Genomic DNA, 23,709 nt, shown 5'->3' with positions numbered 1-23,709 from the left:
ACCGCGGTGATGCATTCGCGAGCAGGCTCGCTCCCACAGGGCCGTGTTGATCGGTAGTGTGATTTTTTGCGTGATATCACCAAATCAGAGCGAGACTGGATGTGAGCAAGCGAGCCTATAACTTCTGCGCCGGCCCTGCGGCGCTTCCCGAAGCTGTCCTGCAACGCGCCCAAGGTGAACTCCTTGACTGGCACGGCAAGGGCCTGTCGGTCATGGAAATGAGCCATCGCAGCGATGAGTTCGTGTCCATCGCGACCCAGGCCGAGCAGGATTTGCGTGACCTGCTGAATATCCCTTCGAACTACAAAGTGCTGTTTCTGCAAGGTGGTGCCAGCCAGCAATTCGCGCAGATTCCACTGAACCTGTTGCCTGAAGGCGGCTCTGCCGACTACATCGACACCGGTATCTGGTCGCAGAAAGCCATCGAAGAAGCGTCGCGCTACGGCCACGTCAATGTTGCCGCCACCGCCAAGCCTTACGACTATTTCGCCATTCCGGGTCAGAACGAGTGGAACCTGTCGAAAGACGCCGCTTACGTTCACTACGCGCCGAACGAAACCATCGGCGGTCTGGAATTCCAGTGGATCCCGGAAACCGGCGACGTACCGCTGGTGGCTGACATGTCCTCGGACATTCTGTCGCGCCCGGTCGACATCTCGCGTTTCGGCATGATCTACGCGGGTGCGCAGAAAAACATCGGCCCGAGCGGCATCGTCGTCAACATCATCCGCGAAGACTTGCTCGGCAAGGCCCGTGCCCTGTGCCCGACCATGCTCGACTACAAGGTCGCGGCCGATAACGGCTCTATGTACAACACCCCGCCGACCCTGGCCTGGTACCTGTCCGGTCTGGTGTTCCAGTGGCTGAAAGAGCAGGGTGGCGTCGAAGCCATCGCCAAGCTCAACGACGTCAAGCAGCGCACGCTGTATGACTTCATCGATGCCAGTGGTCTCTACAGCAACCCGATCAACAAGTCCGACCGCTCGTGGATGAACGTGCCGTTCCGTCTGGCTGATGATCGTCTGGACAAGCCGTTCCTCGCCGGCGCCGACGCACGCGGTCTGCTCAACCTCAAGGGCCACCGCTCCGTGGGCGGCATGCGCGCCTCCATCTACAACGCCGTCGACATCACCGCCGTCAATGCGCTGGTGGCGTACATGGCTGAATTCGAGAAGGAACACGGCTGATGTCCGAGCAAGAACTCAAGGCGCTGCGCGTTCGCATTGACGCTCTGGACACCAAAGTCATGGAGCTGATCAGTGAGCGTGCGCGTTGCGCCCAGGAAGTCGCACGAGTAAAGATGGCTTCGCTGGCCGAAGGCGAAGTGCCGGTGTTCTATCGTCCCGAGCGTGAAGCTCAGGTGCTCAAGCGCGTGATGGAGCGCAATCAGGGACCGTTGGGCAACGAAGAGATGGCGCGGTTGTTCCGCGAAATCATGTCTTCCTGCCTGGCGCTGGAGCAGCCACTGAAGGTGGCTTATCTCGGCCCTGAAGGCACCTTCACTCAAGCGGCGGCCATGAAGCACTTTGGTCATGCGGTGATCAGCAAGCCAATGGCGGCGATCGACGAAGTGTTCCGTGAAGTGGCTGCCGGTGCGGTGAACTTTGGTGTTGTGCCGGTGGAAAACTCCACCGAAGGCGCGGTCAACCACACGCTGGACAGCTTCCTCGAGCACGACATGGTGATCTGTGGCGAAGTCGAGCTGCGTATCCACCATCACCTGTTGGTCGGTGAAAATACCAAGACCGACAGCATCAGCCGCATCTATTCCCATGCGCAGTCGCTGGCCCAGTGCCGCAAGTGGCTGGATGCGCATTACCCGAATGTCGAGCGCGTGGCGGTGTCGAGCAACGCCGAAGCGGCCAAGCGGGTCAAGGGCGAGTGGAATTCGGCGGCAATCGCTGGCGACATGGCGGCCGGGCTGTATGGCCTGACTCGTCTGGCCGAGAAGATCGAAGACCGTCCGGACAACTCGACGCGCTTCCTGATGATCGGTAACCAGGAAGTGCCGCCGACCGGCGACGACAAGACCTCGATCATCGTGTCGATGAGCAACAAACCCGGCGCGCTTCACGAGTTGCTGGTGCCGTTCCATGACAACGGGATCGACCTGACCCGCATCGAAACCCGTCCGTCGCGCAGCGGCAAATGGACTTACGTGTTCTTCATCGACTTCGTCGGCCACCACCGTGATCCGTTGATCAAGGGTGTATTGGAGAAGATCAGTCAGGAAGCAGTGGCACTCAAAGTGCTGGGTTCCTACCCGAAAGCAGTTCTGTAAGGGGCGGTAGTAATGAGTGGCAATTTCCTCGCTCTGGCACAGCCGGGCGTGCAACAACTTTCGCCGTACGTTCCGGGCAAGCCTGTGGATGAACTGGCGCGTGAGCTGGACCTTGATCCGGCCAAAATCGTCAAACTGGCAAGCAACGAAAACCCGCTGGGCGCCAGCCCGAAAGCGCTGGCGGCGATCCGCGAAGAACTGGCCGAGCTGACCCGTTACCCGGATGGTAATGGTTTCGCGCTGAAATCCCTGCTGGCCGAGCAGTGCCGTGTCGACCTGAACCAGGTCACCCTGGGCAATGGCTCGAACGACATTCTCGAACTGGTCGCGCGCGCCTATCTTGCGCCGGGCCTGAATGCCGTGTTCAGCGAGCACGCGTTCGCTGTGTATCCGATTGCCACTCAGGCGGTCGGTGCCGAGGCCAAAGTCGTCCCAGCCAAAGATTGGGGGCACGATTTGCCGGCGATGCTCGCGGCCATCGATGCCAACACCCGCGTAGTATTCATCGCCAACCCGAACAACCCGACCGGCACATGGTTCGGCGCCGAAGCGCTGGACGAATTCCTGCAGGACGTACCGGAGCATGTGCTGGTGGTGCTGGACGAGGCGTACATCGAGTACGCCGAAGGCAGCGATCTGCCGGACGGTCTGGACTTCCTCGCTGCGTACCCGAATCTGCTGGTTTCGCGCACGTTCTCCAAGGCCTATGGTCTGGCGGCGTTGCGCGTTGGTTATGGCCTGTCCACTCCGGTAGTGGCGGACGTGCTGAACCGTGTTCGCCAGCCGTTCAACGTCAACAGCCTGGCTTTGGCTGCGGCGTGTGCGGCGTTGAAAGATGAAGAGTATCTGGCGCAAAGCCGTCAGCTCAACGAGTCAGGCATGCAGCAACTGCAAGCCGGTTTCCGGGAGCTGGACTTGGGCTGGATCGAGTCCAAGGGTAACTTCATTTGCGTCGATCTCGGTCAGGTGGCGGCTCCGGTGTTCCAGGGCTTGCTGCGCGAAGGCGTAATTGTGCGTCCAGTGGCCAATTACGGCATGCCGAACCACCTGCGGGTGACCATCGGTCTGCCGGCGGAAAACAGCCGCTTCCTCGAAGCGCTGCGCAAGGTTCTGGCTCGTGGGTGATGTCACTGCTCTGCAATCTGCTGCACCTATGATCGGTCGCCTTGTAGTGGTCGGTCTGGGGTTGATCGGTGGTTCGTTTGCCAAGGGCTTGCGTGAAAGCGGCGTGTGCCGCGAAGTGGTTGGGGTCGATCTCGATCCGCAATCGCGCAAGCTGGCGGTCGAGTTGGGTGTGGTGGATCGCTGCGAAGATGACCTGGCGGCTGCATGCCAGGGCGCGGACGTGATTCAGTTGGCGGTGCCGATTCTGGCGATGGAGAAAGTGCTCGCGCGATTGGCGAGCATGGATCTGGGTCAGGCGATTCTGACCGATGTCGGCAGCGCCAAAGGCAATGTCGTGCGCGCGGCAACCGAAGCGTTTGGTGCTATGCCGGCGCGCTTCGTGCCGGGCCATCCGATTGCCGGTTCCGAGCAGAGCGGGGTGGAAGCCTCCAATGCCGAGCTGTTCCGCCGCCATAAAGTGATCCTCACGCCGCTTGAGCAAACCGATCCGGCTGCGCTGGCGGTGGTTGATCGTCTGTGGCGCGAACTGGGCGCCGATGTCGAGCACATGCAGGTCGAGCGTCACGATGAAGTGTTGGCTGCAACCAGTCATCTGCCGCACCTGCTGGCGTTCGGTCTGGTCGATTCGTTGGCCAAGCGCAATGAAAATCTTGAGATCTTCCGTTACGCTGCGGGCGGTTTCCGCGATTTCACAAGAATCGCCGGAAGCGACCCGGTGATGTGGCACGACATCTTCCTCGCCAACCGCGAGGCTGTCCTGCGCACACTCGATACATTTCGCAGCGACCTCGACGCCTTGCGCGACGCGGTCGATGCAGGGGATGGGCACCAATTGTTGGGCGTTTTCACTCGCGCCCGGGTTGCCCGCGAGCATTTCAGTAAAATCCTGGCCCGCAGGGCCTATGTGGACGCTATGAATTCCAACGATCTGATCTTCCTGGCTCAACCTGGTGGCCGCCTGTCCGGTCGGATTCGCGTACCGGGTGACAAATCCATTTCCCACCGTTCGATCATGCTCGGCTCGCTGGCCGAAGGCGTCACCGAAGTCGAAGGTTTCCTTGAGGGCGAAGACGCCCTGGCAACCTTGCAGGCATTCCGCGACATGGGCGTGGTCATCGAAGGCCCGCACCACGGCCGCGTGACCATTCACGGTGTTGGCCTGCACGGCCTGAAACCTGCGCCGGGCCCGATCTATCTGGGCAACTCCGGTACCTCGATGCGTCTGCTGTCCGGTCTGTTGGCCGCGCAGAACTTCGACAGCACCCTGACCGGTGATGCTTCGCTGTCCAAGCGTCCGATGAATCGCGTGGCCAATCCACTGCGTGAAATGGGCGCCGTGATCGAAACTGCCGCTGAAGGTCGTCCGCCGATGATCATTCGTGGTGGCCACAAGCTCAAAGGTCTGACCTACACCATGCCGATGGCCAGTGCTCAGGTGAAATCCTGCCTGCTGCTCGCCGGTCTGTACGCTGAAGGCAAGACCACGGTTACCGAGCCTGCGCCGACCCGCGACCATACCGAGCGCATGCTGCGTGGCTTTGGCTACCCGGTGAGCGTTGATGGTGCGACGGCTTCGGTCGAGTCCGGCGGCAAGCTGACCGCTACTCATATCGAAGTACCAGGCGACATCTCGTCGTCGGCGTTCTTCCTGGTGGCTGCTTCGATTGCCGAAGGTTCGGAGTTGGTGCTTGAACACGTCGGCATCAACCCGACCCGTACCGGCGTCATCGACATCCTCCGTCTGATGGGCGCGGACATCACTCTGGAAAACCAGCGTGAAGTCGGCGGCGAACCTGTGGCTGACCTGCGCGTGCGGGCAGCTAAACTCAAGGGTATCGAGATTCCCGAAGCGCTGGTTCCGCTGGCCATCGATGAATTCCCGGTACTGTTCGTGGCCGCTGCCTGTGCCGAAGGGCGCACCGTGCTGACTGGTGCCGAAGAGCTGCGGGTCAAGGAATCGGATCGCATTCAGGTGATGGCGGACGGTTTGCTGGCGCTGGGCGTCAAATGTCAGCCAACTCCGGACGGCATCATCATCGACGGCGGCCAGATTGGCGGCGGCGAAGTGCATGGTCACGGCGATCACCGTATCGCGATGGCCTTCAGCGTTGCATCCTTGCGCGCCACTGCACCGATCCGCATCCATGATTGCGCCAACGTCGCGACGTCGTTCCCGAACTTCCTCGCATTGTGCGGTCAGGTCGGTATTCGTGTGGCACAAGAGGCTCAGTCGTGAAGAACATTGCACCGGTCATCACCATCGATGGGCCAAGCGGCTCGGGCAAAGGCACCGTTGCCGGGATTCTGGCCAAGCGTCTTGGCTGGAATCTGCTGGATTCCGGTGCGCTTTACCGTTTGCTGGCGTTCGCTGCGCACAACCATGGTGTCGACCTGACCAATGAAGAGCTGTTGAAGAAACTTGCCGCTCATCTGGATGTTCAGTTCATTGCGGCGACCGACGGTCAATTGCAACGGATCATTCTGGAAGGGGACGAGGTCAGCGATGTCATTCGCACCGAAAGCGTCGGCTCCGGCGCTTCGCAAGTGGCTGCATTGCCGGCTGTGCGCGAGGCGCTGCTGCAGCGCCAGCGTGCTTTCCAGGAAGCGCCGGGCCTTGTAGCCGACGGTCGCGACATGGGTACGGTGGTTTTCCCCGATGCACCGCTGAAGATTTTCCTGACTGCCAGTGCCGAGGAACGGGCGCGCCGTCGATATTTGCAGTTGAAGGGCAAAGTCGAGGGTGTTAGTCTGTCGAGTCTGCTAGATGAGATCCGTGCACGCGACGAGCGTGACACCCAGCGCGCAGTGGCCCCGCTCAAACCGGCGGCCGACGCGATACAGCTGGATTCCACGGAGTTGTCCATCGATCAGGTGCTTGAACGCATCATGAGCGAGATCGCCATTCGCGATATCGCCGGGTGACCAAGAAGGCCGCAGGGGACCAGTCATAGTCCTGCAGCGCTTCTTTTAAATGAAACTAACCCACACCGTCTGGGGTGTGGAGATGGGCGTATTCTTCGCCCTCATCTACAGGAATTAAAATGAGCGAAAGCTTTGCGGAACTCTTTGAAGAAAGCCTAAAAACCCTGAACCTTCAGGCAGGCTCCATCATCACCGGTGTTATCGTTGATATCGATTACCAAGCTCGCTGGGTAACCGTTCACGCTGGCCTGAAGTCTGAAGCACTCATCCCGCTTGAGCAGTTCTACAACGACGCTGGCGATCTGACTATCAATGTCGGTGACGAAGTTCACGTTGCTCTGGACTCGGTTGAAGACGGTTTCGGTGAAACCAAGCTGTCCCGTGAAAAAGCCAAGCGCGCCGAGTGCTGGATCGTTCTGGAAGCAGCCTTCGCAGCTGAGGAAGTGGTCAAGGGCGTTATCAACGGTAAGGTTAAAGGCGGCTTCACTGTCGACGTTAACGGCATCCGTGCGTTCCTGCCAGGTTCCCTGGTTGACGTCCGTCCAGTGCGCGACACCACGCACCTGGAAGGCAAAGAGCTGGAATTCAAGGTCATCAAGCTGGACCAGAAGCGCAACAACGTTGTCGTTTCCCGTCGCAGCGTCCTGGAAGCCGAGAACTCCGCCGAGCGTGAAGCTCTGCTGGAATCCCTGCAGGAAGGCCAGCAAGTCAAAGGTATCGTCAAAAACCTCACCGATTACGGCGCATTCGTCGATCTGGGTGGCGTGGACGGCCTGCTGCACATCACCGACATGGCCTGGAAGCGCATCAAGCATCCTTCCGAGATCGTCAACGTTGGTGACGAAATCGACGTCAAGGTTCTGAAATACGATCGCGAACGCAACCGTGTTTCCCTGGGCCTGAAGCAACTGGGCGAAGATCCATGGGTTGCTATCAAAGCCCGTTACCCAGAAAGCACTCGCGTTACCGCTCGTGTAACCAATCTGACCGACTACGGCTGCTTCGCTGAGCTGGAAGAAGGCGTTGAAGGTCTGGTACACGTTTCGGAAATGGACTGGACCAACAAGAACATCCACCCTTCGAAAGTCGTACAAGTCGGCGACGAAGTGGAAGTTATGGTTCTGGACATCGACGAAGAGCGTCGTCGTATCTCCCTGGGCATCAAGCAGTGCAAATCTAACCCATGGGAAGATTTCTCTGGCCAGTTCAACAAGGGCGATAAAATCTCCGGCACCATCAAGTCGATCACCGATTTCGGTATCTTCATTGGTCTGGACGGCGGCATCGACGGTCTGGTTCACCTGTCCGACATCTCCTGGAACGAAGTTGGCGAAGAAGCTGTTCGTCGTTTCAAGAAGGGCGACGAGCTGGACACCGTTATCCTGTCGGTTGACCCAGAGCGCGAGCGTATCTCCCTGGGTATCAAGCAACTGGAAAGCGATCCGTTCTCCGAGTACGTCTCGGTTAACGACAAAGGCGCAATCGTTACTGGCACCGTGAAAGAAGTTGACGCCAAAGGCGCCATCATCGTTCTGGCCGACGATATCGAAGCGACTCTGAAAGCCTCCGAAATCAGCCGTGACCGCGTTGAAGACGCGCGCAACGTTCTGAAAGAAGGCCAGGAAGTAGAAGCCAAGATCATCAGCGTTGATCGTAAGAGCCGCGTGATCCAACTCTCCATCAAGTCGAAAGATGATGCTGAAGAGAAAGAAGCTATCCAGAGCCTGAAAGAAACTGCTCCGGAAGAAAAAGGCGACACCACCATGGCGGCACTGCTGCGCCAGGCAATGGCCAAACAGAACTAAGTTCTGCTTGATCATGAAAAAGGGCGACTTCGGTCGCCCTTTTTTGTGCGTGCGATTTGGTGCTTCCAGGTTTTCGCCAGTGTTTCGGTGAAACCAATTCCACTTCGGGCTGGTCTGTTTCTTTAATCGGATCAATCGTCTATTCACGTCTAAGCTTGGTCTTAAGCGTGTAGTCGTCGGGCATTTGCCTGGCATAAGGAAGTGGATGAACAAGTTTATTGTCCTCATGGCTGTACTGGTTCTGGCTGGCTGTACGACCAGTGCCAAGACCCATGCCGTGCGTGGTGTCAGTGGTATAGAGGTCGACTGCTCTGGGTTGGGCTCTGGCTGGGAGAAATGCCAGAAGCGCGCGGCAAAGGAGTGCAAGGGCGCGGGGTACAAAGTGATCACGCGTTCAGATGATGCCAAGGATGAGGATGAGTTTCCTTTTGGCTTCAATCCGGCGGGCTACGTGACGCGTACCATGCTGGTGATCTGCCGTTAAGCATGCCGTGCCCTGTTTGTTGCTGTGATGCCCTGAAAACGGGCGTTTCGACGCGGTGGAAGATATGTCAATCCCTGGGCTGTTCAAAATCTTGCGGGCGTGCTAAAACCTTTCAAGCGCTGATCTAGCTGCTTGAAAAAGAAGGGAAAAATATGACGAAGTCGGAGTTGATCGAACGAATTGTCACCCATCAAGGGCTGCTCTCATCCAAGGATGTGGAGTTGGCCATCAAGACCATGCTTGAACAAATGTCCCAGTGCCTGGCTACCGGAGATCGCATCGAGATCCGTGGGTTTGGCAGTTTCTCTCTGCATTATCGTGCGCCGCGCGTTGGGCGCAATCCGAAGACCGGTCAGTCGGTCAGTCTGGATGGCAAGTTCGTTCCGCATTTCAAGCCAGGTAAAGAGCTGCGTGATCGAGTGAACGAGGAAGAGGAGGAGGGGGTTTGACAATCGCTATTTTTCCTGGGGTGGCTCATGCGTAACCTCAAGCGTATCTTTCTTGGCGTTTTCATTCTTTTATTGGTGCTATTGATTCTGGCATTTGTGCTGGAGAACCAGCAGTCGGTATCGTTAGTGTTTCTGGGTTTGTCTGGTCCGCAGTTGCCGGTTTCGCTTGTTGCGGTTTTGGCGTTGCTCATCGGCATGCTGATTGGTCCGATTCTCGGCTGGTTTCTAGGACGTTCGTCCAAAGCAGCGCGCAAACGTCTTACTTGAAACGATAGATGCAGGGCATCTGTCGAATTGCGTCTCTACCTGCCTATATCCATTCGTAAAACGTCCGTTAAGCTGTAAAATGCAGCCCTTGTTCGACAACGCCTTTAACGCACGTCGATTCAGACTGACTTTGACGGAGGCCATAATTGATGGCTTCTGAATTCATGGATTAGATGGTGCTCGTTGATGGCACTGTCCGCAGCTCAAGGGTATGGTTTCGCGTGAAAATTTTAGTTACCGGCGGCGCCGGGTTCATCGGCTCGGCAGTCATCCGTCATATCATCTCCAATACAACCGACTCAGTCGTTAACGTCGATAAACTGACTTACGCCGGTAATCTGGAATCCCTGGCAGAGGTTAGCCAGGACGCGCGTTATGCATTTGAGCACGTTGATATCTGCAATCGCGATCAAATCGACCGTGTTCTGCATGAACATCAACCAGATGCGATCATGCATCTGGCCGCAGAGTCTCATGTCGATCGCTCGATTTCCGGACCATCCGAGTTCATTCAAACCAATATCATCGGTACTTACACCCTGCTGGAAGCCGCGCGCCACTATTGGGCTGCATTGGAGGATGGGCGTAAAGCCAACTTCCGCTTTCACCACATTTCTACTGATGAGGTTTACGGTGATCTTGAAGGTCCGGAAGACCTCTTCACCGAAACTACGCCTTATCAGCCAAGCTCGCCTTACTCGGCAAGCAAGGCAAGTTCCGACCATCTGGTTCGCGCTTGGGCCCGTACTTATGGCCTGCCTACTCTGGTCACCAATTGCTCGAACAATTACGGCCCCTGTCATTTTCCTGAGAAATTGATTCCTCTGATCATTCTCAATGCACTTGAAGGCAAGCCGCTGCCGGTCTATGGCAAGGGCAATCAGGTTCGTGACTGGCTGTACGTAGAGGATCACGCTCGTGCGTTATACAAGGTCGTGACGGAGGGGGACATCGGTGAGACCTACAACATTGGTGGTCATAATGAGAAGCAGAATATCGAAGTGGTGCATACCCTATGTGCATTGCTGGACGAGCTGCGCCCTGACTCCGCTCACCGTCCGCACGCAAGTTTGATCACTTATGTTCAGGATCGCCCTGGTCACGATCAACGCTACGCAATCGATGCGAGCAAGATCCAGCGCGAGCTGGGGTGGACTCCCCAGGAAACTTTTGAAACCGGTATTCGCAAGACCGTCGAATGGTACTTGAGTAACACCGAATGGGTAGAGCACGTAAAGAGTGGTAGCTACCTGCAATGGATTGATCAGAATTACGCAGGTCGCTCGAACAAGGTATGAAAATTCTCTTGTTGGGAAAAAATGGCCAGGTTGGTTGGGAGCTGCAGCGCTCCTTGGCGCCGCTTGGTGAGTTGATTTCCCTTGATCGCGATACGGTCGATGGCTTGTGCGGCGACGTGTCTGACCTGGACGCGTTACGCGCCACCATTCGTCAGGTAGCCCCGAATGTTATCGTCAACGCCGCTGCATATACTGCCGTGGATAAGGCAGAGTCTGAGCCGCAACTCGCTGAGCGAGTAAATGGTCGGGCACTTTGTGTGATGGCAGAGGAAGCGCTGTCCTGCGATGCATGGCTGATTCATTACTCGACTGATTATGTATTCAGTGGGGATGGTTCTGCACCTTGGCGGGAAGATGATCCGGTCGCTCCCCTGAATCAGTACGGTGCCAGCAAGCTTCTAGGCGAGCAGGCGATTGTCGATTCGGGGTGTAAGCATCTGATTTTTCGTACCTGTTGGGTATATGCTGCTCGCGGCAACAACTTCGCGAAAACCATGTTGCGACTGGCGAAAGATCGTGAGTCTCTCGATGTTATTGCCGATCAGGTAGGCGCGCCAACCGGTGCTGATCTGATTGCCGACGTGACTGCTTTTGCAATTCTCAAAGTGATGCAGCGTCCCGAATTGGCGGGTGTTTATCACTTGGCCGCCCGTGGAGAGGTTTCATGGCATGGGTATGCAACCCAAGTCATCGATTTCGCCAAAGACAACGGCGAAGCGCTCGCCGTGACGTCTGTAAACGAGATAGCCACGACTGCTTATCCAACGCCTGCACGTCGCCCACTCAATTCACGGCTGAATACTCAGAAGTTGCGCGACAATTTTTCTCTGCACTTGCCGGATTGGCAAAGTGGTGTAACCCGAATGCTTAGGGAAGTTTTGAACAAATGACCACGACAAATCGTAAAGGCATCATCCTCGCCGGTGGCTCCGGCACTCGTCTGCATCCTCTGACTCTTGGGGTGTCCAAGCAGATGTTGCCGATTTACGACAAGCCGATGATATTTTATCCGCTGTCGGTGCTGATGCTGGCGGGCATGCGTGAAGTCCTGATTATTTCCACGCCTGAAGATTTGCCATGTTTCCGTAAACTGTTGGGTGATGGCAGCCTGTATGGCATCAAGCTGACGTACGCCGAGCAACCAAGTCCGGATGGCCTGGCACAGGCTTTTATTATTGGTGAAGAGTTCATCGGCGAATCCCCTTGCTGCCTGATCCTCGGTGATAATATTTTCTACGGTCAGCACTTCTCGGATAATTTGCGCTCTGCCAGCTCTCAGCAGCATGGTGCGACCGTATTTGGTTATCACGTCTCCGATCCCGAGCGTTTTGGTGTTGTAGAGTTCGACAAAACCGGTCGGGCGCTAAGTATTGAAGAAAAACCGCTGAAGCCAAAATCCAACTATGCAGTTACCGGGCTGTATTTCTACGACAACGATGTTGTCGAGATCGCTAAAAATATCAAACCCTCCGATCGTGGCGAACTTGAAATCACCGATGTTAACCGTGCGTACCTCGAGCGCAAGACACTCAATGTTGAAATGCTAGGGCGTGGTTTCGCCTGGCTCGATACCGGGACCCATGATTCTCTACTCGAAGCGAGCCACTTTGTGCACACCATTGAGCAACGCCAAGGCCTGAAAGTGGCTTGTCTTGAAGAGATTGCCTATCACAATGGTTGGATTACCGCCGAGCAGTTGGGCGCTCAAGCTGATGCACTAAAGAAGACCGGGTACGGTCAGTACCTGCAGAAGCTGCTGGATTCACCATCTCGCTGATTCGAGCGCCGAGCCTTTTCGAGTCGAAGCGTTTTAACCGGTGCAAGCAGGAATGGCATGCCAGTAAAACATCCCAAGGTCGCGGTTTTGCTGGCTGCCTACAATGGTATGCAGTGGATCGAGGAGCAATTGGCCTCGATCCTCGGCCAGTTAGCTATCGACGTAACTATTTATATCAGTATTGATCCCTCCACTGATGGTACCGAAGGGTGGTGTGCTGCTTACGCCGCTGAGCATCCTGAAGTTTTAGTCTTGCCGGCTGCCGGCAGCTTCGGTGGAGCATCTCGAAATTTCTTTCGACTCATACGCGATGTTAACTTTGACGGTTACGATTTTGTTGCCTTCGCTGATCAGGATGACATCTGGCACACGAACAAGCTTCAGCGTGCGACGCATGTCCTCCAAACCCGTGAGGTGGATGCCTACTCCAGTAACGTCACGGCTTTCTGGCCAAATGGCAAAACTCATTTTCTGGACAAGGCACAACCTCAGGTTGCCTGGGATTTTCTTTTCGAGGCTGCGGGGCCCGGCTGTACGTACGTAATGAGTAAGCGCCTCGCGGATTCTCTAAAAAAATCGATGCTCGATAATTGGCGGCTTTTACAAGATGTCAGTTTGCATGACTGGTATTGCTATGCATTTGCCCGCAGCCATGATTATCGTTGGTACATCGATCCTGAACCATCCATGAACTACCGCCAACACGAGCGTAACCAAGTGGGCGCCAACAAGGGTTTAAGCCCACTGGTTGCCCGCTACAAAACCATTCACGATGGTTGGTGGTTTAATCAGGTGCAACTGATTGCGCACTTGATCGGGCATGACTCACACCCCTTTGTACGAACCTGGCTGAAATTGCGGCGCAGGCACCTTTTGAGGCTGTCCTTCAGCGCCTGCCATTGTCGACGCCGGATGCGCGATAAGATTTTTTTCTTTTGCATTTGCTGGGTTACTGCGTTGATAGGGAAGATGACTAGATGATGGCCCCGAAGGTATTAGTTACAGGGGGGGCTGGTTTTGTTGGCGAAGCGGTAGTTTTCAAGCTGTTAGTGGACAAGAAGTTCTCCCCAATTGCATCTGCGCGCGGTATCACGCGCCTGAATGGACTGTGCCCGACCCAAATCTTCGACTTGACCCGCGTCGATGCCTTGCCCGTCCTTGATGATGTACAAGTTGTCATTCATGCCGCTGCTCGAGTGCATGTCATGAATGAGGCCTCAATGGACGCTTTGGCCGAGTTCCGTAAAGTAAATGTGATCGGCACCCTCAGGTTGGCGGAGCATGCTGCTGCATCAGGGGTTAAACGCTTCATCTTCGTTAGTTCAATTAAGGTCAATGGCGAAAGTACATGCTTGGGTATGCCGTTCAAAGCCGATGATCGACCCGATCCGCAGGATCCATACGGCGTATCCAAATACGAGGCTGAGGAGGGATTAAAGCAATTAAGTCGAGACACCGGCATGGAAGTGGTGATCATTCGCCCTCCACTGGTCTATGGTCCAGGGGTGAAAGCAAACTTTCGCAGCATGCTGAGTTGGCTGGCCAGACGTATCCCTTTGCCTCTAGGTGCTATCAGCAATCAACGAAGTCTGGTTTCGATCGGAAATCTGGTGAGTCTTATTGTTACGTGCATTGATCATCCCGCAGCCGCCAATCAGATCTTTCTGGTGAGCGACGGTGAAGACTTGTCTACAACTGAACTGCTCCGTCGGCTTTCTAAGGCGTTGGGTAACTCCGCGCGGCTTGTGCCATTCCCTGAGACGTTATTAACGCTAATGGCATCAGCGCTGGGGAGGAAGGCTATCGCGCAGAGAGTCTGCGGTTCCCTCCAAGTCGATATTAGTAAAAATCGTGATTTATTGGGATGGAGTCCTTCCGTCAATATGGACAAAGCCATGCGTCAGACCGCTGGCTATTATCTGGATGAACAATCGAAATGACTGTTTGGTGGCTTCTATTCGCAGTTTTCGCCATTTCATGGGCATCGACGTTTGTCTTGCGCCGTTATGCGCTGACGAAGAGTTTGATGGATATACCTAACGAGCGTAGCTCTCATTCGGTCCCTACGCCGCGCGGGGGCGGGGTGGCCATTGTAGTTTCCTTCCTTCTAGCGCTTCCCGTGCTTGCGGGTCTTAATCTGATAAGCGCCTCTACGCTGTATGGGGTCTTTGGCTCGGGTCTACTCGTCGCGTTGATAGGGTTCGCTGATGATCATGGCCATATTGCCGCCAGGTGGCGTTTGTTGGGTCATTTCATTGCGGCGGGATGGGCTCTGTTCTGGTTTAACGGTTTCCCCACAATCGATTTATTTGGCGTCGTTATAAATCTGGGGTGGTTTGGTGACATCCTGGGTGTGGTGTATTTGGTTTGGATGTTGAATCTGTATAACTTCATGGACGGGATTGATGGTTTGGCCAGCGCCGAGGCTATCAGTGTTTGCCTTGGAATGGGGTTGGTTTGTTGGATCAGCGGGAGCAGTGACTTGGCTTGGATGCCCTTGATTCTGGCAGGGGCAGTAGCAGGTTTTCTATGGTGGAATTTTCCACCCGCACGGATTTTTATGGGAGATGCAGGAAGTGGTTTTCTGGGGTTGGTGCTTGGGGGGGTGGCAATCCAGTCTTCGGGAAATTCACCGGAAATGCTGTGGAGTTGGATGATTATGCTCGGCGTTTTTATTGTCGATGCAACCTGGACTTTAATTCAGCGTCTCTTGCGCGGCGACAAAGTATACGAAGCCCATCGTAGTCACGGATATCAGCATGCAACTGATCGGTGGGGTAGTCATGGACTGGTAACGGCGGGGGTCGTGATAATAAATGTGTGTTACTTGTTTCCACTGGCATTGATGGTCGGAAACAATTGGTTAAATGGTGCTTTCGGTGCGCTCTTGGCCTATTCCCCGCTAATGGTGCTGGCATGGAAGTTTAATGCTGGAGTGGCGGCATCCAAGTAGTCGGAGATATTTGAAGGGATATTAAAATTTTCGAGGAAAAGAGAGTTTCCAGGGCTTCCTTTTAATAAGCCTATCTGTCGATGTTTTGCGAGCTAGCCAGTCCGCGATCAAGGTGGCTGAGATCTTATAGTTAACAGCCCGCTGTTTTTTGAAAGCAACTTCGTAGGCGTTCAAAAAACGGCGGGCTGTTTAGATTACATTGGGCTCAATTCAGTTGAGTTGTTTTCCTGTTAGGCGCCGGCTCATCCTCTGAGTCGGCGGCCCAGATGAGCCAGTTTGCGTAAGATTTTCCACCCGGTACGCCCACATTTTCTTACTGCATCAAACAACGCAGGGTATTGTGCGAGCCGGTTGGCCAGGCTGCGCACCGCTCTGACTCCGCCTCTGTTTAGCTCCTGGCGACTAGAGTTAATCTCTTGCTGAAGGATACTGAACTCTAGCTGAAGTGCAGCTAAGCGATGTCGAGATTCCGCTTCCTGCGCTGTGACGTCGCGATAGCTACGGAGCATTGCCTGCAGGCGGAAATTTTCATATCTAGGCAGCCCGAGCATGTTGTTCGCCAGTCGACGCATCGCAGGCCAGGTCTTATATGTACGCAGCATTGACTGTGGGCGGACACGATAAAGGCAACCAATCTTTGGAATGATCGCAATTTTTCGACCCGCTGCCGTCAACTTCAAGTAAAGCGCCCAATCTTCCCACATGGCCTTGCTGGATTCGTCCCATCCACCAAACTCTCTCAGCGTGGATGTTCTAAACCCTGCGTTCGCATGCCCAAGCTGGTTATCCAGTTGCGACGCAATTACACCGTCGCCAAGAGGGCGGTACACATACATGCCAGATCGCACGATGTTGAAATCAGTACCGTCATCAAAAGCACAAAGATAAGGAACGGCCGCGGCGTGCTGCGGATTTGATCTGAGAGAGAAAACGATATCTCTTACAAAATCATTCAACGGTACATCATCTGAGTCGATATTGATGATGAAATCAGTTTGTGCGGCCGCGAGGCCCGTATTTCGCGCCCCAGCCAAGCCCTTGTTCTGGGGGTGCCGTATTATCCGGTATGGTAATAGCAGATGTTCTTTTACCAGACTTTGCAATCCATCAACGTAATCTTCCTCTGACGCGTCATCGACGAAAACAACTTCTGCTGGTTTCAGGCTTTGATTGTTGATTCCGAAAATGAGGTCTTCGATGTAATCAAGCGGTGTATTAAATACAGGAACAATTATCGTGGCTTCGCCTGTGTTCCCTGCAAGTAGCTTGGGCTGCTGATCTCCAGGGAACGCCTTGACCAACTCATTGATATCATTTTGAGTTTGAGCCATCGTCGAAACGAAGGACTCTCGCAAATCATGAAATGCAGCTGACGACAATGAGAGGAGGCCATGAATTCGCGCGCGGAAGCTCAAAGCATTGGGGTCGGCTAAACAAATGCTTCGGAATTCCTCGGGGATCATTTCAGGAACCCCGCCGGCGTTGGCCATCAACGGGACAGTTGTGGAGAAGGCAACATCAAGTAGTGCGTAGGGATGATTGTCACCAAGATAGGGCATCAGGCAAATCGCGCGGTGCGCTCGCTCGTGTAAAGTATCAATCGCCTGCTGCCGACTTAAATTACAAAATTCCTCAACCTGATAATGCTCTCGCAATACCTCAAGCATGGAATCTGTTTGTGGGTTGCCATGAACTTTAGGCCCGATCAGGCAAATGGTGGTAATCCCGGCTTTTTTCCATTGCTCTACATCCACGCCAGCAAGGGAGTCCAGGAGCAAGTCATAGCCTTTCATACGGGAACGTTTCCCGTAAAAAATCAACGTATCAATCTTGGTCGATGCGTCAAGCTCAGAGACTGGGCTATGAAGAGGGTAGCGCAGCAGGACATTGTTTTCCGCTGGGACGTTAATGCCGGCTTCAGCATAAAGCTCGCGCAGGAAGGTAGTAGGGAAGACTGCTAAGTCAGCACCTTCCACAGAAATTTTTTCTTTTTCGGCCGTACCCGAATGGGATAGTCCGAGCCACGATTCATGCGCATTCTCAAGATAATGGGTTATGCCATGGCAGTGGGCGATAATTCTGATCGTTTGCGGCAGCAACCCTGTTTGTTTCGCCTGAGCGATTCGGCAGCCGATACCTTGATAATCGCCATATTGAATTGTCGAAATATCAGGAAAATAAAATAGAAATTGCTGCACTGCTTTTAGAAATTGATCTTCTAAAGGTAAGGACTGTATGTCGGATTCAACCAATAACATTGAAGTGGACACAAGTTTTTCAGCACGCAGAATTTCCTGGGTGAGTCCGTTAGCTACGCCGCCGAACAAGCAAAGTGATTTGTCGTAGCCGTAAGACTCTCGTTGCTCTCGAACGAATGTACCAATTCCTCCAGTGTTGTGAATTCCGGCGTATTCCGTAGTCACTAGAAGATGCTGTGGCCACTCATCGCCATGCAGTAAGCCAACGTCGATAAGGAATTCTTTGTAGAACTCTTCGGAGCAAGCGCATTCAATGAAAATCGTAGAGATAACCGGATCGTATTGATTCGCACGAGTATGCCCTGATCGGATGATCTCCAAGCCACTTGAGACGAAATAACGTTCAAGTTCCGTAAAGGACCATTCCCGGACGTGTGATTTGTTCTCAGGTCGGCTATTTACGTCTTCATAATCGAGAAGTGTACGATCAGGAGTTGATACAACTAGACGGCTGCCAGGGCGCGCGATTAATTGCGCGCGCATCCATGCGACCAGAGGTCTTGGGTCGGTCAAATGTTCGATTACATCTGACAAAATCATGACGACTGGAGCTGTATTCGTCAGTTCCAGTGAGATTCGGGAAAGATCATCCCAGGATGTCAGGTCACATTCTACCCATTGCCATTCAGGATAGGCGGCGCGGCTTAGGGATAGGGAACCATGATAGTCGATCCCCATGACGTCATATCCGCCACCCTGGAAATAGTGAACGAGCTTATGGCCGCCACCGCACCCGATATCGATCACATGGGTGATTCCCTGGCGATCAGCTATATTTCTCGCCTCCCAGAGAACATCCGGTTGCCAGACTACGTCGTTATTCTGGGCGTCTTCGTAAATGACGTTAACGGAGCGTGCCTCACCTTCGGAGGAAAAATTACGCTCAGGCGTTGTAAAATGCAGACCAATCGCTGGTAATTCATGCTCTTGCGTGGCGATTAGTTCGTTTTCGAAGTTAAATTTTGACATAGGCCTGAAAAATATCTCTACGAATGTAAGGTACGATGTTTTTAAACGATATTTACACAGTTGATTCGGGCGAGGAGGTCGGCTCGCCTTCGTCTGCCGTGCTGCTTGGCAGCGCGACCTCTCCCCAGAACTTCTTGTTGCCAGTCACGCTGATAGCGCAAAAATCGTAGAGTCCATAGCACTCTTGGTAAACTTGCAGGGAGTCGTGTCGCGCTATTCCTGCGATTAGCAAGTATTCGCGTGGTGCCACGTCAAGCTTGATCTTGGTTAAAAGGCAGCGTCGTTCTCCAGCTTTTATTGGGCCAATCGATGAGTTTTCATACATTGAGTGTGCCCCCCCAATCAATGTGCCCGACTGGTCGCGAATGCCGACACCGAAATCCACCGAGTCAAAGGCTGCATTAAACTTCACGACCAGGCGAACGGTCATCCATTCCCCTATACCAAAATTCGAGCGCTGAACGCCTTCATCATCGGTTATATACACTTCTTCAATGAGCGCGCTGTGATCACCCACGACATGGTCTCGCCGAATGTCAATAGACTCAAGTTCGGCCAGCTGGGAGTGCTTTTCCTCTGATTGAGCAGTTGTTACGGTACTCGAATCGACCTGCTTGGTCGGGGCTTTTGCCTCTTCCCGGCTCATTTTGTAGTACACCGTCACGCCATCGGCCGTACCGCCCTCGAACACTTTCTTCCCGTGACTGAGAACGATGGCTCGTGTACATACTCGCTCGACCGCATGGGTGTCGTGAGTAACGAAGAACACAGTACCCCCGTTTTCTCGGAACTCATCTAGCTTGCGCATGCAGCGGGCTTGAAAAAATACGTCACCGACCGACAGGATTTCATCGACGATTAAAATTTCAGGCTCGAAGGATATTGCGACAGCGAAAGCAAGACGTGCGTACATCCCGCTACTGTATGTCTTCACTGGCTGCTCGAGAAAATCTCCGATGTCGGCAAATGCAGCGATTTCATCGAATTTGTTCTCTACGACTTCTTGCGAAACGCCCAGGATTGTAGCGTTCAGAAAGATATTTTCACGGCCTGTAAATTCAGGGTTGAAACCTGAGCCCAACTCTAGAAGAGCAGTTACGCGTCCGTTGATAGCTACCTTACCTGATGTGGGTGTCAAGGTGCCCGCCAGGATTTGGAGTAACGTTGATTTTCCTGACCCATTACGTCCAATCACGCCAATTGTTTCGCCGCGTCGAACTTCGAAACTAACGTCGTTAAGAGCCCAGAACTCCTTATACAGTTGGCGATGACCGCGATAGATCATTTGCATCATCCGATCGCTCGGCTTGCTGTACACCTGGTACATCTTGGAAACGTTTTCTACAGAAATTACGACATCAGAGGACATCAGCAAATCCTTTTCTCGTTTTTTGGAACCAGGCGTAGCCCAGGCAAGCAATGGCGATCGCCACTAGCGTATATATTCCTAACCCATACCAGTCCGGCATTTGCCCAAAAATCAACACCGCCCTTTGCTGTTCGATGATCATCGTTAATGGGTTGGCGTTCATTATAGGTCGGAGGTTTTCAGGCAAGGCGCTGACAGGATAAAAAACCGGGGCAAGAAAGGTCATAACCGTCATTAGTACGCCGATGGTTTGCCCAATGTCGCGTAGGAAAACTCCGAGCGACGCCAGCATCCATGCAAACCCTAGTGTCATGATTATCAATGGCACGATAATGAGTGGTGCAAAAATAGCTGTCCAATGTAAAAAGCCGTTCAAAATAACAAAGGCTCCCAACAGCACAATGAAACTAACTGCGCAGTGGAACAGTGCGGCCCCCAAGCTGATCACCGGAAGTATCTCCAGAGGAAACACTACTTTTTTTACATAATTAGTATTGCCGATAATTAACCCTGGTGCTCGATTCAGTACTTCGGCAAACAGGCTTTGTACAATCATTCCGACAAACAAGACGACAGCAAACTGAGTTTTTGTTTCCCCAGTGTCAACATTCCAGCGTGCTTTAAATACTACCGAAAAAACGAAGGTATATATAAGCAACATGAAAACAGGGTTCAAAAATGACCAAAGCAGGCCCATCATAGACCCTTTGTAGCGTCCTACCACCTCCCGCTTGATCATCTGCATGATCAACCGACGATTGGTACAAAGGCTTCGGGTCAACGCGAAGATGGAGGTAGGTTGATTGGCGTGTGGGTTCATTGGTATCCCTCTGGGTTTCGTTCTTGCCAGCGCCAACTGTCTGCGCACATCTGCTCTAGGTCACGGCTCGTCTTCCAGCCCCAAACACTTTCTGCATGGGAGGAGCCAAGGTGCTGCTTGAAAACACTCTCCAGCAAAACACTATTCCGGATGTCACCTCCGATGAAGTTCGGACGGGGTTCCAGTATGTCGTGAGCAGAGTGATGGCTGTCGGAAAAATTGTCTGGAATCAGCGTTTTACAGCTCGCCTGAGCAAGAGCTATGACAGTGTGCGAGCCAATGTAGCCTGCTCCACCTGTAACTAAAATCATAGATATACCTCTTTGTGTGTCCACGCTGTGCTCGCTAGTTTGCGTGCGGTAACGTCATGTTTAAGTATGCGAGGAGGTGTCACATCGCCTTCCTCAAGGGCAAAATCACATCTGGCTGGTCATCTCTGGTCCGAGGCAGTCTGGCTGCAGCCGCGAATGTTGATAGCCAAATGTGTTTCAGGGGGTGAGAGGCGCTTTAGCCTCTTGAGGTGCGGGCCGCGGTCACAGGTAGACTGGGCCTGCATTAGATGTGGCTCGCTAAGTGCTGATCAAGGCGCTTACGACAATCTGTATTTGCCAAGGAGTCGGAAAGCGTGGCGAGAGGTCCAGGTTTTCCATCCTGAGATTTTCGCAAGGCGCTGTTGCCCTGCACATGGCTAAGGAAATCAGCCTGCGCGCGGTCAGGAATAGCAGAAACAAACAGGGAGTAATTGATCAAAATTCGCATGAAAAAACGTGCTTCATCCCGATGTTGTGGGAGTGCGTTCTTGCGTTTATCCGAATAGTTAACTTCCTTGATGAATTTGACCATTCGATCAGATACAGGCTGAAAGTCCTGCATAAGTTTTGCATTTATCAACCCTCCACCGCCTGTGACCGACGTCATTCTCTATTCCTGAAACTTGGCTTACTCCCCTAAAGTGTTATCTAAGGGTAGGGTTGTGTTTTCATTTTCGTATTCATTGAATCCGATCCGGCGCTCGCCTTTGACTCCTGTAAAGTAGCTGCTGGCCATAGCGCCGCAGATTGTAATCTAGAGTGGGTGAATTTTCTATTGCCATCAGTTCGGCGCGGCTGCCTGTCCACATTGATTGGCGTGGGCACCCCCCTGGATGGCACGCGGCAGCTTCAAGAAGCCTGGTTTTGGGCTTTCAGCTGGGACGGAAGGGGTATTCCCCCCAGGCTGAACCTCAAATGCCAATGGCGGGCGAGGCACCCATTGCGCTACGACGGCATGCTTGACTCCAAAAAAGTGATGATCAGTTCGCAAAGCAGACTTTACCGATGCCTCGGTTTGGCTAAATCAATGGGAAGCAAATATCCGCTTCGACCTCCGTCATCGCTAGGGTTACAATGGGCAATTTGCTAGCGAATAAATCTTTGAAAATCCAGCTTACAGAAAAAGATAAGGGTCGCGGCGTTGGGTTGGTAAGCGACTTACCTGAGTTGCAGGGCGCAGGTGCTGATGAAGAGCGCGCCGATGTCGCAATACTGATGTGCACCTACAACGGCTCTTCATTCCTGCGGGAGCAGTTAGACTCTTTCGGTCGGCAGTCCTATCGTGACTGGACGCTTTACGTTTCGGACGATTCGTCTGCTGATTCGACGCGCGATATACTTGATGAATATCAGCGTCGCTGGGGGAGCGGCAAGCTATTCGTTTTTGACGGGCCTTGCCAAGGCTTCGCAAAGAACTTCATGTCGCTCCTCAAAAGACCTGAGGTGCAAGCGCGTTATTACGCGTTTAGCGATCAGGATGATGTCTGGTTCGATGACAAGCTTGAGCGCAGCGTGGTCCGTTTGGCGTCCATGCCAGAGCAGAAGCCGGCATTATATTGTTCAAGAACCAGGCTGACTGATGCCGAGGGTAGTCCGATCGGATTCTCCCCTCTTTTCGCTCGTCCGCCATCTTTTCAGAACGCACTCGTCCAGAGCCTTGCGGGTGCGAATACCATGCTGATCAATCAGGCTGCTCGGGAAGTCCTTTTGAGCGTTCCTGAGGATTCCACGGTGGTAGCGCATGATTGGCTTGCGTATTTATTGGTCACTGCGTGCGGTGGCTGCACGTTCTACGACTCTGGAGCAACTCTGGACTATCGGCAGCATGGGGGTAACATTATCGGGGCGAATGCGAGCTACAAAGATCGCCTCTTTAGGGTCCGCAATATGCTCTCGGGGCGATTTGTCGAGTGGAATGACGCGAATCTCGAAATTCTCAGGGCCTTTTATCCATTGATGACTCAAGAAGCCCGAGCAACGCTTGAACACTTTGAAGCCGGGCGTACCCTGGGCTTCAAAGGGCGGCTATGTGAGTTCTACAGGGCTGGTATCTATCGTCAGACGCACGCGGCCAACATCAGCTTGATCGTCGCGGCCTGCCTCGGGAAAATATGAAGGCTCAAGAGTTTGCGCTGCGCCAAACACGGGAATGGCTGTCTCGCCGAGCTGCTGCATGCCCTCACCGAATGCCTCTCTGGCCTGCGTATGATAATGTACAAGCGTTTTCAATAGTTTTCTGCTCATGAGGGCGGCCATTAATGTCAGGTTATGCCAGTCAACCGCGGCGGCACCCACTGGATCGCTCAGCATTGGCGCGAGGATCTGAGCAAATTGATTGTTCGCCTGTACCAGGGTACGTCTCGGCGAATCCTTTTCTGCGCATACCGTTGCCACAATGAACCTGCTGGAATCTTCTCATTGTGTTCGTCAAATATGGGGCGCTGAAAAATCCATAGATTTTTTGGCTCAATCATATGGAAACAACTTCGTTTTTGCCCTGGGCGGAGTACAAATTGTTGGATGGCCGTATTCAGGTGTGCATTTCCCGGAAAATGGTCGAAAACTGATACAAATACGTAATGCACGGATGAAAATTAACTGAATAGCATGTCCGTTGCTAT

Annotated in this window: 22 protein-coding genes; 17 read left to right on the top strand and 5 right to left on the bottom strand. The window is 53.6% G+C overall.

Annotated features, from left to right (window positions below; all coding sequences use genetic code 11):
• The first annotated feature begins 101 nt into the window (after positions 1 to 101).
• From serC to ACVVH8_RS21255, 15 genes are all read left to right on the top strand, one after another.
• Entirely contained in the window at positions 102 to 1,187 is a 1,086-nt protein-coding gene (gene serC, locus ACVVH8_RS21325) for a 3-phosphoserine/phosphohydroxythreonine transaminase (RefSeq protein ID WP_213026232.1), read from the top strand.
• Positions 1,187 to 2,281 carry a prephenate dehydratase gene (gene pheA / locus ACVVH8_RS21320; protein WP_007908404.1) on the top strand — a complete coding sequence of 365 codons (1,095 nt, stop codon included), beginning with the start codon at positions 1,187 to 1,189 and terminating at the stop codon, positions 2,279 to 2,281. Before serC ends, pheA begins: the two co-directional genes overlap by 1 nt.
• Positions 2,282 to 2,293: 12 nt before the next feature.
• Positions 2,294 to 3,406 carry a histidinol-phosphate transaminase gene (hisC, locus tag ACVVH8_RS21315; protein WP_103305673.1) on the top strand — a complete coding sequence of 371 codons (1,113 nt, stop codon included), beginning with the start codon at positions 2,294 to 2,296 and terminating at the stop codon, positions 3,404 to 3,406.
• 28 nt (positions 3,407 to 3,434) lie between these two features.
• On the top strand, positions 3,435 to 5,642 hold the full coding sequence (locus tag ACVVH8_RS21310; protein ID WP_475226212.1) for a bifunctional prephenate dehydrogenase/3-phosphoshikimate 1-carboxyvinyltransferase: 2,208 nt from the start codon (positions 3,435 to 3,437) through the stop codon (positions 5,640 to 5,642).
• Complete coding sequence (gene cmk, locus ACVVH8_RS21305; RefSeq protein WP_015093983.1) at positions 5,639 to 6,328, top strand: (d)CMP kinase; 690 nt, start codon at positions 5,639 to 5,641, stop codon at positions 6,326 to 6,328. Before ACVVH8_RS21310 ends, cmk begins: the two co-directional genes overlap by 4 nt.
• Before the next feature lie 119 nt (positions 6,329 to 6,447).
• Positions 6,448 to 8,133: a 30S ribosomal protein S1 gene (rpsA, locus tag ACVVH8_RS21300; RefSeq protein ID WP_034155290.1), complete on the top strand. Its 1,686-nt coding sequence runs from the start codon at positions 6,448 to 6,450 to the stop codon at positions 8,131 to 8,133.
• Positions 8,134 to 8,338: 205 nt separating this feature from the next.
• Entirely contained in the window at positions 8,339 to 8,617 is a 279-nt protein-coding gene (locus tag ACVVH8_RS21295; RefSeq protein ID WP_007908433.1) for a hypothetical protein, read from the top strand.
• A gap of 152 nt (positions 8,618 to 8,769) precedes the next feature.
• Positions 8,770 to 9,066 (top strand): integration host factor subunit beta, encoded by a 297-nt coding sequence (gene ihfB, locus ACVVH8_RS21290; protein ID WP_003189779.1) that lies wholly within the window; start codon positions 8,770 to 8,772, stop codon positions 9,064 to 9,066.
• A gap of 27 nt (positions 9,067 to 9,093) precedes the next feature.
• Positions 9,094 to 9,333: a LapA family protein gene (locus ACVVH8_RS21285; protein ID WP_213026229.1), complete on the top strand. Its 240-nt coding sequence runs from the start codon at positions 9,094 to 9,096 to the stop codon at positions 9,331 to 9,333.
• A gap of 221 nt (positions 9,334 to 9,554) precedes the next feature.
• Positions 9,555 to 10,631, top strand: a complete 1,077-nt coding sequence (gene rfbB / locus ACVVH8_RS21280; RefSeq protein WP_177431439.1) for a dTDP-glucose 4,6-dehydratase — start codon at positions 9,555 to 9,557, stop codon at positions 10,629 to 10,631.
• The gene (rfbD, locus tag ACVVH8_RS21275; RefSeq protein WP_475226209.1) at positions 10,628 to 11,521 is read left to right on the top strand and encodes a dTDP-4-dehydrorhamnose reductase; all 894 of its coding nucleotides are present in this window, start codon (positions 10,628 to 10,630) and stop codon (positions 11,519 to 11,521) included. Before rfbB ends, rfbD begins: the two co-directional genes overlap by 4 nt.
• The gene (rfbA, locus tag ACVVH8_RS21270; RefSeq protein ID WP_103305679.1) at positions 11,518 to 12,408 is read left to right on the top strand and encodes a glucose-1-phosphate thymidylyltransferase RfbA; all 891 of its coding nucleotides are present in this window, start codon (positions 11,518 to 11,520) and stop codon (positions 12,406 to 12,408) included. The genes rfbD and rfbA overlap by 4 nt, the downstream gene beginning before the upstream one ends.
• A gap of 57 nt (positions 12,409 to 12,465) precedes the next feature.
• Positions 12,466 to 13,389 carry a glycosyltransferase gene (locus ACVVH8_RS21265; RefSeq protein WP_475226207.1) on the top strand — a complete coding sequence of 308 codons (924 nt, stop codon included), beginning with the start codon at positions 12,466 to 12,468 and terminating at the stop codon, positions 13,387 to 13,389.
• Positions 13,386 to 14,348, top strand: coding sequence for a UDP-glucose 4-epimerase family protein (locus ACVVH8_RS21260; RefSeq protein WP_103305681.1), 963 nt, complete (start codon positions 13,386 to 13,388; stop codon positions 14,346 to 14,348). The genes ACVVH8_RS21265 and ACVVH8_RS21260 overlap by 4 nt, the downstream gene beginning before the upstream one ends.
• Positions 14,345 to 15,361: an MraY family glycosyltransferase gene (locus ACVVH8_RS21255; protein WP_475226204.1), complete on the top strand. Its 1,017-nt coding sequence runs from the start codon at positions 14,345 to 14,347 to the stop codon at positions 15,359 to 15,361. Before ACVVH8_RS21260 ends, ACVVH8_RS21255 begins: the two co-directional genes overlap by 4 nt.
• A gap of 242 nt (positions 15,362 to 15,603) precedes the next feature.
• On the opposite strand, the gene ACVVH8_RS21250 is transcribed toward ACVVH8_RS21255, so the two are convergent.
• The 5 genes from ACVVH8_RS21250 to ACVVH8_RS21230 all read right to left on the bottom strand — a co-directional run bounded on the left by ACVVH8_RS21250 (position 15,604) and on the right by ACVVH8_RS21230 (position 21,695).
• On the bottom strand, positions 15,604 to 18,588 hold the full coding sequence (locus tag ACVVH8_RS21250) for a glycosyltransferase (protein ID WP_475226201.1): 2,985 nt from the start codon (positions 18,586 to 18,588) through the stop codon (positions 15,604 to 15,606).
• A 52-nt stretch (positions 18,589 to 18,640) separates the two neighbouring features.
• The gene (locus tag ACVVH8_RS21245; RefSeq protein WP_401301660.1) at positions 18,641 to 19,957 is read right to left on the bottom strand and encodes an ABC transporter ATP-binding protein; all 1,317 of its coding nucleotides are present in this window, start codon (positions 19,955 to 19,957) and stop codon (positions 18,641 to 18,643) included.
• The gene (locus tag ACVVH8_RS21240) at positions 19,947 to 20,777 is read right to left on the bottom strand and encodes an ABC transporter permease (RefSeq protein ID WP_103305685.1); all 831 of its coding nucleotides are present in this window, start codon (positions 20,775 to 20,777) and stop codon (positions 19,947 to 19,949) included. The genes ACVVH8_RS21245 and ACVVH8_RS21240 overlap by 11 nt, the downstream gene beginning before the upstream one ends.
• Entirely contained in the window at positions 20,774 to 21,088 is a 315-nt protein-coding gene (locus ACVVH8_RS21235) for an NAD-dependent epimerase/dehydratase family protein (protein ID WP_475226199.1), read from the bottom strand. The genes ACVVH8_RS21240 and ACVVH8_RS21235 overlap by 4 nt, the downstream gene beginning before the upstream one ends.
• 244 nt (positions 21,089 to 21,332) lie before the next feature.
• Positions 21,333 to 21,695 carry a hypothetical protein gene (locus tag ACVVH8_RS21230; protein ID WP_475226196.1) on the bottom strand — a complete coding sequence of 121 codons (363 nt, stop codon included), beginning with the start codon at positions 21,693 to 21,695 and terminating at the stop codon, positions 21,333 to 21,335.
• A gap of 467 nt (positions 21,696 to 22,162) precedes the next feature.
• Between ACVVH8_RS21230 and ACVVH8_RS21225 the strand changes: the two genes are divergently transcribed.
• A complete protein-coding gene (locus ACVVH8_RS21225; protein WP_475226194.1) occupies positions 22,163 to 23,203 on the top strand; it encodes a glycosyltransferase family 2 protein in 1,041 nt (346 codons plus the stop codon).
• A 280-nt stretch (positions 23,204 to 23,483) separates the two neighbouring features.
• A complete protein-coding gene (locus ACVVH8_RS21220) occupies positions 23,484 to 23,690 on the top strand; it encodes a hypothetical protein (RefSeq protein WP_475226191.1) in 207 nt (68 codons plus the stop codon).
• Positions 23,691 to 23,709: the final 19 nt, after the last annotated feature.

The sequence above is a fragment of the Pseudomonas trutticola BRTCR10 genome (assembly GCF_056155105.1).
This window is presented reverse-complemented; position numbering and strand designations above follow the sequence as displayed.

Coding starts and splice junctions, on each gene's coding strand:
- ACVVH8_RS21295 (WP_007908433.1), top strand. CDS start 8,339: ATGAACAAGTTTATTGTCCTCATGGCTGTACTGGTTCTGGCTGGCTGT.
- ACVVH8_RS21250 (WP_475226201.1), bottom strand. CDS start 18,588: ATGTCAAAATTTAACTTCGAAAACGAACTAATCGCCACGCAAGAGCAT.
- ACVVH8_RS21255 (WP_475226204.1), top strand. CDS start 14,345: ATGACTGTTTGGTGGCTTCTATTCGCAGTTTTCGCCATTTCATGGGCA.
- ACVVH8_RS21230 (WP_475226196.1), bottom strand. CDS start 21,695: ATGACGTCGGTCACAGGCGGTGGAGGGTTGATAAATGCAAAACTTATG.
- ACVVH8_RS21260 (WP_103305681.1), top strand. CDS start 13,386: ATGATGGCCCCGAAGGTATTAGTTACAGGGGGGGCTGGTTTTGTTGGC.
- ACVVH8_RS21225 (WP_475226194.1), top strand. CDS start 22,163: ATGGGCAATTTGCTAGCGAATAAATCTTTGAAAATCCAGCTTACAGAA.
- ACVVH8_RS21310 (WP_475226212.1), top strand. CDS start 3,435: ATGATCGGTCGCCTTGTAGTGGTCGGTCTGGGGTTGATCGGTGGTTCG.
- hisC (WP_103305673.1), top strand. CDS start 2,294: ATGAGTGGCAATTTCCTCGCTCTGGCACAGCCGGGCGTGCAACAACTT.
- rpsA (WP_034155290.1), top strand. CDS start 6,448: ATGAGCGAAAGCTTTGCGGAACTCTTTGAAGAAAGCCTAAAAACCCTG.
- ACVVH8_RS21240 (WP_103305685.1), bottom strand. CDS start 20,777: ATGAACCCACACGCCAATCAACCTACCTCCATCTTCGCGTTGACCCGA.
- ACVVH8_RS21265 (WP_475226207.1), top strand. CDS start 12,466: ATGCCAGTAAAACATCCCAAGGTCGCGGTTTTGCTGGCTGCCTACAAT.
- rfbA (WP_103305679.1), top strand. CDS start 11,518: ATGACCACGACAAATCGTAAAGGCATCATCCTCGCCGGTGGCTCCGGC.
- ACVVH8_RS21220 (WP_475226191.1), top strand. CDS start 23,484: ATGAACCTGCTGGAATCTTCTCATTGTGTTCGTCAAATATGGGGCGCT.
- pheA (WP_007908404.1), top strand. CDS start 1,187: ATGTCCGAGCAAGAACTCAAGGCGCTGCGCGTTCGCATTGACGCTCTG.
- rfbD (WP_475226209.1), top strand. CDS start 10,628: ATGAAAATTCTCTTGTTGGGAAAAAATGGCCAGGTTGGTTGGGAGCTG.
- ACVVH8_RS21245 (WP_401301660.1), bottom strand. CDS start 19,957: ATGTCCTCTGATGTCGTAATTTCTGTAGAAAACGTTTCCAAGATGTAC.
- ihfB (WP_003189779.1), top strand. CDS start 8,770: ATGACGAAGTCGGAGTTGATCGAACGAATTGTCACCCATCAAGGGCTG.
- ACVVH8_RS21235 (WP_475226199.1), bottom strand. CDS start 21,088: ATGATTTTAGTTACAGGTGGAGCAGGCTACATTGGCTCGCACACTGTC.
- ACVVH8_RS21285 (WP_213026229.1), top strand. CDS start 9,094: ATGCGTAACCTCAAGCGTATCTTTCTTGGCGTTTTCATTCTTTTATTG.